Here is an 11,712-nt window from a genome sequence, read left to right on the forward strand (position 1 = left end):
GCCCTTGTCCCAGAGCGAGCCCTTGTAGCTGGCGTACTTGCCGCGTTCCTTGGCCAGTTCGGTGGAAGCCCAGTAGGCGTGGTAGCAGACGGCTTCCATGGACTTGTCGGCGAATTCGACGGCTTCCTGGGAGGCGTAAGGCACGCGCAGCTCGTACAGGCAGTCCTGGAAGCCCATGATGCCCAGGCCCACGGGGCGGTGGCGCATGTTGGAGTCGCGGGCCTTCTTGACGGCGTAGTAATTGATGTCGATCACGTTGTCCAGCATGCGCATGGCCGTGGTGATGGTCTTCTTGAGCTTCTCGTGGTCGACCGCGCCGTCCTTCAGGTGCTGGACGAGGTTGACCGAGCCCAGGTTGCAGACGGCGGTTTCGGTGTCGCTGGTGTTGAGCGTGATCTCGGTGCACAGGTTGGATGAGTGCACGACGCCGGTGTGCTGCTGCGGCGAGCGCACATTGCAGGCGTCCTTGAAGGTGATCCAGGGGTGGCCGGTCTCAAACAGCATCGAGAGCATCTTGCGCCACATGTCGGTGGCCTGCAGCTTGCGGGACGGCTTGATCTCGCCGCGCTCGGCCTTGGCTTCGTAGGCGACGTAGATCTTTTCGAAGTCCTTGCCGAACTTGTCGTGCAGGTCGGGCGTGTCGGACGGCGAGAACAGGGTCCAGCTGCCTTTTTCCATCACGCGGCGCATGAATAGGTCGGGAATCCAGTTGGCGGTGTTCATGTCGTGCGTGCGGCGGCGGTCGTCGCCGGTGTTCTTGCGCAGTTCCAGGAACTCTTCGATGTCCAGGTGCCAGGTCTCCAGGTAGGCGCAGACGGCGCCCTTGCGCTTGCCGCCCTGGTTGACGGCAACGGCGGTGTCGTTGACGACCTTCAGGAAAGGCACGACGCCTTGCGATTCGCCGTTGGTGCCCTTGATGTGGGCTCCCAGGGCGCGCACGGGCGTCCAGTCATTGCCCAGGCCGCCGGCAAACTTGGAAAGCAGGGCGTTTTCCTTGATGGCGTCGTAGATGCCGCCAAGGTCGTCGGCGACCGTGGTCAGGTAGCAGGACGACAGCTGCGAACGCAGGGTGCCGGCGTTGAACAGGGTGGGCGTGCTCGACATGAAGTCGAAGGACGACAGGATCTCGTAGAACTCGATGGCGCGCTCTTCGCGGTTGATCTCGTTGAGCGACAGGCCCATGGCCACGCGCATGAAGAAAGCCTGGGGCAGTTCGATGCGCTGCTTGCGCACGTGCAGGAAGTAGCGGTCAAACAGGGTCTGCAGGCCGAGGTAGTCGAATTTCAGGTCTCGCTCGGGTTTGAGCGCGGCGCCCAGGCGGGCCAGGTCGAACTGCTGCAGCTTTTCGTCGAGCAGCTCGTTCTGCACGCCCTTGGCGATGAATTGCGGGAAGTATTCGGCATAGCGGACGGCCATGTCTTCCTGGTTGACTTCCTCGCCCAGCACTTCGCGGCGGATGGTGTGCATCAGCAGGCGCGCGGTGGCGTAGGTGTAGTCGGGGTCTTTTTCAATCAGGGTGCGCGCAGCCAGGATGGACGCTTTGTAGACCTCGTCGATGGGAACGCCGTCGTAGAGGTTGCGCATGGTTTCCGCAACGATGGGGTCTGGCTTGACGTCGGCGCCCAGGTCGGCGCAAGAGGCCTCGATCAGCGCCTGCAGGTTGCGGATGTCCAGGGCGACGCGGTTGCCGCGGTCGGTGACGTGGATCAGGGGCGCTGCGGGCGCCTGGGTTTGCGGCTGGCGGGCGCGTTCCTGCGTGCGCTTTTCGCGGTACAGCACGTAGGCGCGGGCGATCTCGTGGTGGCCGCCGCGCATCAGGCCAAGTTCGACCTGGTCCTGCACGTCTTCTATATGAAAGGTGCCGCCGCCCGGGCGCGAACGCATCAGGGCGCGGATCACCGCCTGGGTCAGGCCGTCGACGGTTTCGCGAACACTCGCGGACGCCGCACCCTGCGTGCCGTGAACGGCCAGGAAGGCCTTCATCATGGCCACGGCGATCTTGTTGGGCTCGAAGGGCACCACGCCGCCGTTGCGGCGAATGATCTGGTAGTGGGCGAGGGGATTGGGCTGGGTGTTGGTATCGCTGGCGGCCGGATTGCCGGCGGCAACGCTGGACGTTGCGGGCACTGCGTGCTGTGCTGTTTGCATGACTTCCTCTTTGCTTTGTTTTATGACTGGCTTGATGTGCTGTTGCGGGCAACCGTTTTGGCGGAAGGTGTTCAAAAAGCATGAACCAATTCCTCGCCGCCGGGGCCCGAATTACATCAAACTGAATTAGGGCTTAGACACTATACCTAGGGTATGGGGGGAATACAAGCCACTACAGGTAGTGTATCGCCGACTGAATGGATCGTTACGTTTTGTGGCTTTTTCCGCCCCGTTTTGGACGGCTGCGCGACGCTCTCAATTTCGTGCCGCTCATCTTCGGCAAAGCCTGATTCCATCAGGCTTGCGCGGCCCCGGCAACGCTGCGGCGCGCCTCGTCGCGGGCTTTCGCCCGCCAACACAAGCCCATGTTAGCGCGGTAAAAATACCGTGAAATTTCCGGATGCAAAGCGCACCACTGCGGTGTGGTTTTGTACGCGTGAGGCTAGGTGGTCTCGGGAAAATACCTAGCCGGCAAGGCCAGCGAGTCTTGCAGCAGGGGCCAGTCAAAACCCGGACCGGGGTCTTGCTTGCGGCCGGGCGCGATGTGTTCGTGTCCCGCGATGTGGGCAATGGGATAGGCCTGGAGCAGCGAGGCGCAGAGGCCAGCCAGGGTTTCGTACTGGGGCGTTTCGAAGGCGCCGCCTTCCAGGCCCTCAAGCTCGATGCCGATGGAATCGTCGTTGCAGTTGCCGCGCCCGCGGTAGTTCGAATCCCCGGCATGCCAGGCCCGGTCGCCGCAGCCGACGAACTGCCACAAGGCGCCGGAGCGGGCAATGAAGAAATGCGACGACACCTGCAGGCCGCGTATGCCCTGGAAGTAAGCGTGGGCTTCCCAATCGAGCTGGTTGGTGAAGAGGCGCTGCACGTTGCCGTTGCCGAATTCGCCGGGCGGCAGGCTGATGGAGTGGATGACGACGAGGTCGATCAGCGCGTCCTCTGGCCGCGGCCCGAAATTGGGCGAGGCCAGCGCGCGCGCATAGCGGTACCAGCCGTTCCGCCACAGGGGCTGCGGGGTGCCGGCGCCCCGGCCTTCAGGCGGGGTCATCGGCGGCGTCGAGTTCATCGGCGGGGTCTTCGCTGCCCGGTGTCACGATGTTCAGGCGCGCAATGCGGTAGCGGATCTGGCGCAGGCTCAGTCCCAGCCTGGCGGCGGCCGCGGTGCGATTGAAGCCGTTTTCCAGCAGCACTTTCGTGAGGATGCTGCGCTCCTGCCTGTCCAGGTAGTCCTGCAGGTTTTCCGGAACGGCGACCTGCTCTTCGGCCGGCGCGTCGAAATGCAGTTCGCTGCCGTCGCCGAGCGCCACCGCGCGGTGCAGGGTGTTTTCCAGTTCCCTGACGTTGCCGTTGAAAGGCAGGGCGCGCAGCTGTCCCATCACAGCATCGGTCAGCTCGGGTACCGGGAAGCCGGACTCATGGCAAATTCTGGCCAGCAGGGCTTTGCACAGGGCCGGCAGGTCTTCCCGGCGCTCGCGCAGGGCGGGCACGTGAATCTCGATCACATTGAGCCGGTAATAAAGATCCTGGCGGAAAGTCCCGGCCTGGACTTCGGCGACCAGGTCCTTGTGGGTGGCGCTGACGATGCGCACGTCCACCGAGTCCTCTTGCGCGGAGCCCAGCGGCCGCACGGTGCGCTCCTGGATGGCCCGCAGGAGCTTGGACTGCATGGCCAGGGGCAAGTCGCCGATTTCGTCGAGAAAGAGGGTCCCGCCCTTGGCCGCCTGGAAGTAGCCCTGCCGGTCCTGCGCCGAGCCGGTGTAGGCGCCCTTGCGCGCGCCGAAGAACTCCGCTTCCAGGAGGTTCTCAGGGATGGCGCTGCAATTGACCGCCACGAACGGGCCCGCCGCGCGGTGGCTGCAGCCGTGAACGGCGCGCGCGACCAATTCCTTGCCGGTGCCCGACTCGCCCTGGATCAGCACCGGGGCCATGCTGCCGGCCACTTTGACGATGCGCGACTTGACAGCGCGCATGACGGCCGATTCACCGACCAGCTTTTGCAAAATCAGCGGGGCTTCGGCGGCCACCGGCAGGGGCAGCGACAAGGGCGTGATGCCGGAATCCGGTGCGACGCGCCCGGTTTTGTCGGTGGCCGGCGCTGCTTGCCTGGCGCCCTGCACGGCCGATGCCACCACGCTGCGGAACTGTTTGAGGTCGACCGGCTTGGTGAGGTAGTCGAAGGCGCCGGCCTTGAGGGCCTCGACCGCGTTTTCGGCGGAGCCGTGCGCCGTGATGACGACGCAGCGTTCGCTGCGTTGCTGGCTCACCATGTCGCGCAGCAGTTCCAGGCCCAGGCCGTCCGGCAGGCGCATGTCGGTGATCACCGCATCGAAGCGGTTTTCACTGAGCTGCTGGCGGGCCTGCAGCAAATCGCCGGCGGCCTCCACCCGGTAGCCCTCCCTGAGCAGGGTCAGCTCGTACAGGGTTCGCAGGTCCGGCTCGTCGTCGATGACGAGGATGCGGGCTTGCTGGGGAACGGGGTTTTGCATGCTCATGGTGTCAGGTGGGCATTGTGGCAAAAGACGGCGCGGAGATGTTCGGGGATTGCGCGGAGGGCGCGAACATCACGAAAAATTCGTTGCCCTCGGTGCCTTCGCGCTGCACGCGCTGGTAGCCGATCATGGCGCCGTAGCGTTCGCACAGTTCACGGCAGATATACAGGCCCAGCCCGCTGGACCGGCTTTCCGACGAAAAGAAGGGTTCGAACAGGTGGCTTTGCACGGTCTGCTCCAGGGGCTGGCCGTCGCTCCAGACGGACAGGCGCGACTGCCCCGGCGCCACGGCCTGGGTCGCGACTTCGATCGCCCCTGCGGAGTCGCTGGCGTAGCGCAAGGCGTTGTCCAGCAGGTTGATCATCAGGCGCCGCAAATGCTCGGGCTCAAAAATCACGACGGCGTTGTCCGAGTCCGCCGTGATGCGTGTGCGCCCGGACGCCGCTGTCTGCTCCGCCCAGTCGGATGTGATCTTCCGGACGGTGTCGTCCAGCGGCAATGTGGTGGTCTGCGGCGAAGGCAGCTGCGCCTGGGCGCGCGAAATATTCAGCACCTCGTCCACGATACGGGCCAGGCGCTGGGCGTTTTGCCTGACCATGGCGGTGAGCCGGCGCTGCCCCGGGTCCTGCAGGTCTTCTTCGAGCAGGGCGTTGGCCTGCGAAATGGCGGCCAGCGGGTTGCGGATTTCATGGGCCACCGCGGCCGACATGCGGCCCATGGCCGCCATTTTTTCGGTCCGCACGCGCGCTTCCATTTCACGCAGGTCTTCCAGGAACATCACGCACAGGCTCTCATGCGAGCCGTTCGGCGAAGCGGCCAGGCGCGTGCGCACGTGCAGCCGCCGGGTGTGGCCGCCCGCGTTGTCCAGGCTGACGTCGGCTTCCTGCGGCGATTGCGCCGCGAAGGTGCGGTGCGTCAGTTCGGCAAGAGGCTGCCAGGCGGCTTCCGTGGCCAGGATGAAGGGGGCGCTGCGCACGGTATCGTCGGCCGCCAACAGGCGCCGTGAGGCCGGATTGGCCGAGCGCACGATGCCGTTGACGTCGACCACCAGCACGCCGTCAGCCAGTGCTTCGATCACCAGTTCATTCACCTGCGTTTGCATGCGCGCGGCGGACTGGCTGCGTTTGGCCAGTTGCTCTTCTCTGGCCAGGCGCAGGGCCAGGTGGTTGGCGAGCAGCGCGACGAGAAAGAAGCCGGAGCCGCTCAGGCCTGATTGCAGGAAACGCGCGTTGGCGTCGCCCAGGCCCTGCAGCGAGTTCCACCAGGCGTCGGCCAGCAGCAGCAGCGTCACGCTGGCGGCTGTGCCAAAGGCCAGCAATATCGGGCCCAGGATGGAGGCCAGCAGCACCGGCAGCGCGAACAACGGGGTGTAATTGATGCCACCGGACTGCAGGAAGTTCAGCGCCGAGAAGGCGATGACGTCCACGCCGATGGTGAGCACCCATTGCGCGTCAAAGGTGCTGCCGGGCGGCCGGGGCCGCGACCAGAGCCGCACCGCCAGTGTGGCGCACAGATAGGCGATACAGGTCGCGATGGACCAGCGGTTGGTGGTGTTGCCCAGGGCATAAATGAATGCCTGCAGGATGACCAGCACGGCAGCGATGGCGACGCGTGCGGTCATGAAAACATGCCAGAGGCGGCCGAATGAGCCCGGCCCGGCCGTGATTTCCYAGCCGCCTGAGCCCTTGTCGCCGCCTGTTTCAAACCAGTGGGACGGCGTGCTCATTTAACCTTCCGTCTGGCGCCGGTGCGCGTCGCTGCAGTAAATGCCTTTGTTGCCGATCAACGCTTCCGTTTTCGGCAAATGCACGCCGCAAACTTCGCAGGCGACGATTTCAGTGATGGCCGCTCCCGGTCTTTGCGGGGCTGGCGGACGGGCGGGCGCCGCATCACGGCGTTCCGTTTCACGGTTGTGCCGCCAGATCCAGAACACCACCAGCACCAGGGCCATGACCAGCAGGTATTTCATGCCCGCCTCAGGATGACTTCAAGCACAAAGCGCGAACCGGCATAGCCCAGCAGCAGCAGGCCGGAACCCAGGTACAGCACATGGACCGCCTTGCGGCCGCGCCAGCCCAGGCGCGCGCGGCCGATCAGCAGGCCGGCGAAGGTCAGCCAGGCCAGGACCGAGAACACGGTTTTGTGGTTCCATTTCCAGGCCAGGCCCGGCCCGTACAGGGTTTCGGCGAACAGCCAGCCCACGAACAAGGTGGCCGACAGCAGCACGAAGCCGGCCTCCACGAAGCGGAAGGTCAGGCGCTCCAGCGTCAGCAGGGGCACGCCGGCGTCGGTTTGCGCGGCCAGCCGGATGGAGCGTTCGGAGCGCGTCATGAGCCAGCCGTGCACCACCGCCGCGGCAAACAGCCCATACGACGCAATGCCCAGGGCCCAGTGCAGCGGCAGCCAGGGCGAGGCGATGGCATGGTAAGTGGTGCCTGGAAAAATGGCGGCGAGGATGACCGCGACGCTGCCCAGCCCCGCCAGCGCCCAATGGGCCTGCATCTGTGGGAAGAGGCGGCTTTCGACCGCGTACACCGTCAGCACCAGCCAGACGGTCATGGACAGCGCGGGCGCAAAACCGAAGCGGGCCGGCTCGCCGAGCAGTCCGTCGGCCAGCGCCAGCGCGTGCAGCAGCCAGGCGGCCAGCAGCATGCCGCGTATGGTGCCGGCACCCAGGCGCGGCGTGGCCAGCGCCAGCACGGCATAGGCGACGGCGGCGCCGGCTGCCGCGGCAAGACCCCACCAGTCGCTCAAAGCTAAAATCATGGCTAGAGTTTAGCCTTTACTGCTTTCGCGGCGGCTTTCCCCGCCGGCCCCAACGCAGCCCTTCCTTCCTCACCTAACTGCCCCACGCCCGTGGCGCCTTCCCATGGCTTCAGCCCTTACCGACAAGTTATCCCGCCTCGTCAAGGAAATGCGAGGCCAGGCCCGCATCACCGAATCCAATGTGCAGGACATGCTGCGGGAGGTGCGCATGGCGCTGCTGGAGGCCGATGTGGCCTTGCCGGTGGTGCGCGACTTCATCGCCCGGGTCAAGGAAAAAGCGCTGGGCCAGGAGGTGATGGGCTCGCTCTCGCCGGGCCAGGCGCTGGTCGGCATCGTCAACCGCGAACTCGCCGCCACCATGGGCGAAGGCGTGAGCGACATCAACCTGGCGGCCCAGCCGCCGGCGGTCATCCTGATGGCCGGCCTGCAGGGCGCGGGTAAAACCACCACGACGGCCAAGCTGGCCAAGCACCTGATCGAAAAGCGCAAGAAGAAGGTGCTGACGGTCTCGGGTGACGTCTACCGCCCCGCGGCCATCGAACAGCTCAAGACAGTCACCAAACAGGCCGGCGCCGAATGGTTTCCCAGCACGCCCGACCAGAAACCGGCCGACATCGCCCGCGCCGCCATCGACTACGCCCGCAGGCATTTCTTCGACGTGCTGCTGGTCGACACGGCCGGCCGCCTGGCGATTGACGAAGCCCTGATGGCGGAAATCAAGGAGCTGCATGCCATCCTGAACCCGGTCGAAACCCTGTTCGTCGTCGACGCCATGCAGGGCCAGGACGCGGTCAACACCGCCAAGGCCTTCAAGGAAGCGCTGCCGCTGACCGGCATCATCCTGACCAAGACCGACGGCGATTCGCGCGGCGGCGCGGCGCTCAGCGTGCGCCAGATCACCGGCGCGCCCATCAAGTTCTCCGGCACCAGCGAGAAGATCGACGGCCTGGAGGTGTTCGACGCCGAACGCCATGCCGGCCGCATCCTGGGCATGGGTGACWTCGTGGCGCTGGTCGAGCAGGTGGCTGCCGGCGTGGACATGGCGTCCGCCCAGAAGCTCGCCGCCAAGATCAAGTCGGGCGACGCCTTTGACCTCAATGACTTCCTGGGCCAGCTGCAGCAGATGAAGAACATGGGCGGCCTGTCCAGCCTGCTGGACAAGCTGCCGGCCCAGATGAGCGCCAAGGCCGGCCAGGTCGACATGGACAAGGCCGAGAGAGACATCAAGCGCAAGGAAGGCATCATCCAGAGCATGACGCCGCTGGAGCGCCGCAAGCCCGAACTCATCAAGGCCACGCGCAAGCGCCGCATCGCCGCCGGTTCAGGCGTGCACGTTCAGGAAGTCAACCGCCTGCTCAACGAATTCGAGCAGATGCAGGGCATGATGAAAAAGATGAAGGGCAGCGGCATGATGAAGATGATGAAGCGCATGGGGGGAATGAAAGGCATGCCGAAATTCTGATTTCGCTTCCCCATGAAAAAAGCCGCTCAAAGCGGCTTTTTTCATGGGCGTTCCGGACTCAGACCGTATTCAGCAGCGGCTTGGCCAGCCGGCTGGCATGCAGCCAGGCGCGGCGCAGCACCGCCGGTGAACGGGTTTCTTCCGGAATCAGCAGGTAGTTTTGCGCGCGCAGTGCCGTGCCCACGCCGACCTTGCTGGTCAGCACCGTCATCGGGATGGACAGCAGCAGCGGCAGGCCCACCGGGATCAGCCAGACCAGCGCGCGCGCGTCGATCACGGCGATGCCGACGGCCAGCAGCGCGATCACGCCGGACATGGGCGCCAGCTGCGCCAGCGCGTGGCGCCAGGGCACGGAGGCCGCTTCCCGCGGGGGCGACTTCCATTCGAGCTTCAGGCCGGTCAGCGCCACCACCACGAACAGCGAGTGCGCCAGCATGCGGATGGGCGCCTGCAGCAGGGCGATCAGGGTTTCCAGCAGCGCGCTGCGCAGCAGGCTGGCGGTGCCGCCGTAGGACTGCTGCTGGCGGTTGATCAGCACGGCGGCAATGCCCAGGATGCGCGGCAGGAACAGCATGCACAGGGTCCAGGCCCACAGCGACATCAGCTCACCGGGCAACAGGGTCCAGTCGGCGATCATGGGCGAGCCGGACAGCCACAGCGCGGTGCCCAGGGTCAGGAAGCACAGCCACAGCGGCGCCGACAGGTAGGCCATGGCGCCGGTGCCGAACATCGAGCGGTGCACCGGGTGTATGCCCGGCTCGGCGATCAGGCGTGAGTTCTGCAGGTTGCCCTGGCACCAGCGGCGGTCGCGCTGCAGTTCGGCCAGCAGGTCGGGCGGCTGTTGCTCGTAGCTGCCGACCAGGTCGCCCACCAGCCAGACGTGGTAGCCGGCGCGGCGCATCAGCGCGGCCTCGACAAAATCATGCGACATGATGCTGCCGGCCATGCCGCCGGTGCCCGGGATATGGGCCAGCGCGCAATGTTTCATGAAGGGCTCGATCCTGATGATGGCGTTGTGGCCCCAGTAGTGGGACTCGCCCATCTGCCAGAACTGCATGCCCAGCGTGAACAGGCGGCCCGTCACGCGCGAGGCGAACTGCTGCGCGCGCGCATGCAGCGTCACGTGGCCTATGGCCTGGGTGGCGGTCTGGATGATGCCGGCCCTGGGGTTGGCTTCCATCAGCTTGACCATGGAAACCAGGCAGTCGCCGCTCATCACGCTGTCGGCGTCCAGCACCACCATGTAGCGGTAGTCCTTGCCCCAGCGGCGGCAGAAGTCGGCGACGTTGCCGGCCTTGCGGTCGGTGCGGCGTTTGCGCAGGCGGTAGTAGACCTCGATCTGCGGCTGGTCCGGATGGCCGGCCAGCTGGGTGCGCAGGTCTTCCCAGGCGGCGCGCTCGGCCTTGATGATGGCCGGGTTGTTGCTGTCAGACAGCACGAACACGTCGAAGCTCTGCACATGGCCGGTCATCGCGACCGACTCGCAGGTGGCGCGCAAGCCGGCGAACACGGTGCGCACGTCTTCATTACAGATGGGCATGATGATGGCGGTGCGGGTGGATGCATCCAACGGAACATGCTGGACTTTTTTGGCCGACAGCGCGTGCTTGTCGCCGTAGATCGTCACGTAAAAACCCATCATCGCGGTCATGAAGCCGGTCACCACCCAGGCCGACAGCAGCGCGAACAGGCTGATCTGGCCGTACTGCAGCCAGGCGTTGTCGTAGTCGGGTTGCATGTCGGCGAAGATGCTGGTCGCCAGCACCGTGCTGACCAGCGTAAGCAGCAGGAACACCGCGCGGCGGCGCCTGGCCGCGCGCTGCCAGGGCTCAGGCCGTGCGGCGGGCAGCGGGCGCAAGGGCGCCGCGCCGCCGGCCTTGAACATAGACACCAGCGGCAGCAAAAGCGCTGTCGCCATGCTGTTCCAGAAGCCGCGCCAGGGGCGCGGCGCCATGGAGCCGCGGTTCAACGGCGGCGCCGTGACCGAATTCGGATGACGTTCCTCGCGCAGCAGGCTGCGCGCGCCGGACGGTATCAGGGTGTGATCAGGTTGGTCCATGTTTCGCTCACGGTGTGGTTGTCATGTTTGAGAAAAGCGCGCAGCTCAACCGGCTGGGCCGGGTTCAGCCGCTGCAGGCGTAGCGTCATGCGCCATGCGCCGGTGACGGGGTTTTTGTAAGCCAGGCTTTCCAGCACGCGGCCGTTGGCATCGGCGCTGGCAATCGCTTCGACCTTGGCGTCCTCGGGCAGGGCGTCCAGTACCGGGCCGGCAAAGTCGACGACGAACTGGACCTGGCCTGTGAGGTCGGTGCCGGGTTTTGAAAAGCCGAAACCGCGGCGCGATTGCGTGGCCCAGCCGTTGGGCGGCAGTTGCTGGTTCTTGCCCTGCCAGCTGATTTGCCAGGCGATGTCCAGCGATTGCCCGGGGGCCGGCATTTTTTCGGGAACCCAGTAGGCCGCCACGTTGTCGTGCGTCTCGTCGGGCGTGTTGAATTGCAGCAACTCGACGCGGCCCGGGCCCCAGTCGCCGACAGGCGTGACCCAGGCGCTGGGCCGCAGTTCATAGCGGGCTTCGGTGTCTTCGTAGCTGGCGAAGCTGCGGTCGCGCTGCATCAGGCCGAAGCCCTTGAGCGACTTCATGCCGAAGGAGGTGGTCACCGTGGCTGACGGGTTCTGTAGCGGCCGCCACAGCCATTCACCGTCGCCGGTGGCCATCATCAGGCCGTCGGAGTCGTGCACCTCGGGGCGGAAGTCGCCGGGCCGGGGCTGGTTTTCGCCGGCGAAAAACATGCTGGTCAGCGGGGCGATACCCAGGGTGGCCACCGGCGCGCTGTTGCTGCTGGTGGCGGC

Annotated in this window: 9 protein-coding genes; 1 reads left to right on the plus strand and 8 read right to left on the minus strand. The window is 65.7% G+C overall.

Annotation, left to right across the window (positions count from 1 at the left end; translation table 11 throughout):
* The 6 genes from AC1D0P_RS13945 to AC1D0P_RS13970 all read right to left on the minus strand — a co-directional run.
* A partial coding sequence (locus tag AC1D0P_RS13945) for a ribonucleoside-diphosphate reductase subunit alpha (RefSeq protein ID WP_477677284.1) occupies positions 1-2,148 on the minus strand: 2,148 nt, incomplete at its 3' end.
* Between the two features lie 442 nt (positions 2,149-2,590).
* Positions 2,591-3,193, minus strand: a complete 603-nt coding sequence (gene ampD / locus AC1D0P_RS13950; protein ID WP_477677285.1) for a 1,6-anhydro-N-acetylmuramyl-L-alanine amidase AmpD — start codon at positions 3,191-3,193, stop codon at positions 2,591-2,593.
* Positions 3,180-4,637, minus strand: coding sequence for a sigma-54-dependent transcriptional regulator (locus tag AC1D0P_RS13955; RefSeq protein ID WP_477677286.1), 1,458 nt, complete (start codon positions 4,635-4,637; stop codon positions 3,180-3,182). Before AC1D0P_RS13955 ends, ampD begins: the two co-directional genes overlap by 14 nt.
* A gap of 4 nt (positions 4,638-4,641) precedes the next feature.
* Entirely contained in the window at positions 4,642-6,360 is a 1,719-nt protein-coding gene (locus AC1D0P_RS13960; RefSeq protein ID WP_477677287.1) for a sensor histidine kinase, read from the minus strand.
* The gene (locus AC1D0P_RS13965) at positions 6,361-6,603 is read right to left on the minus strand and encodes a PP0621 family protein (protein WP_477677288.1); all 243 of its coding nucleotides are present in this window, start codon (positions 6,601-6,603) and stop codon (positions 6,361-6,363) included.
* On the minus strand, positions 6,600-7,400 hold the full coding sequence (locus AC1D0P_RS13970; RefSeq protein WP_477653014.1) for a cytochrome C assembly family protein: 801 nt from the start codon (positions 7,398-7,400) through the stop codon (positions 6,600-6,602). Before AC1D0P_RS13970 ends, AC1D0P_RS13965 begins: the two co-directional genes overlap by 4 nt.
* Before the next feature lie 103 nt (positions 7,401-7,503).
* Between AC1D0P_RS13970 and ffh the strand changes: the two genes are divergently transcribed.
* Positions 7,504-8,862 (plus strand): signal recognition particle protein, encoded by a 1,359-nt coding sequence (gene ffh / locus AC1D0P_RS13975; protein ID WP_477677289.1) that lies wholly within the window; start codon positions 7,504-7,506, stop codon positions 8,860-8,862.
* Between the two features lie 58 nt (positions 8,863-8,920).
* Here ffh and mdoH read toward each other — a convergent pair whose 3' ends face one another.
* Positions 8,921-10,921 (minus strand): glucans biosynthesis glucosyltransferase MdoH, encoded by a 2,001-nt coding sequence (mdoH, locus tag AC1D0P_RS13980; RefSeq protein ID WP_477677290.1) that lies wholly within the window; start codon positions 10,919-10,921, stop codon positions 8,921-8,923.
* Positions 10,897-11,712 (minus strand): glucan biosynthesis protein (locus tag AC1D0P_RS13985; protein ID WP_477677291.1); only part of this gene is annotated, 816 nt, incomplete at its 5' end. The genes mdoH and AC1D0P_RS13985, both read right to left, overlap by 25 nt.

This window comes from Polaromonas sp. P1_G2 (assembly GCF_056405515.1).

Excerpts from the sequence above, each read along its gene's own strand:
- ampD (WP_477677285.1), bottom strand. The coding sequence starts at position 3,193 with ATGACCCCGCCTGAAGGCCGGGGCGCCGGCACCCCGCAGCCCCTGTGG.
- AC1D0P_RS13955 (WP_477677286.1), bottom strand. The coding sequence starts at position 4,637 with ATGAGCATGCAAAACCCCGTTCCCCAGCAAGCCCGCATCCTCGTCATC.
- AC1D0P_RS13965 (WP_477677288.1), bottom strand. The coding sequence starts at position 6,603 with ATGAAATACCTGCTGGTCATGGCCCTGGTGCTGGTGGTGTTCTGGATC.
- AC1D0P_RS13970 (WP_477653014.1), bottom strand. The coding sequence starts at position 7,400 with ATGATTTTAGCTTTGAGCGACTGGTGGGGTCTTGCCGCGGCAGCCGGC.
- mdoH (WP_477677290.1), bottom strand. The coding sequence starts at position 10,921 with ATGGACCAACCTGATCACACCCTGATACCGTCCGGCGCGCGCAGCCTG.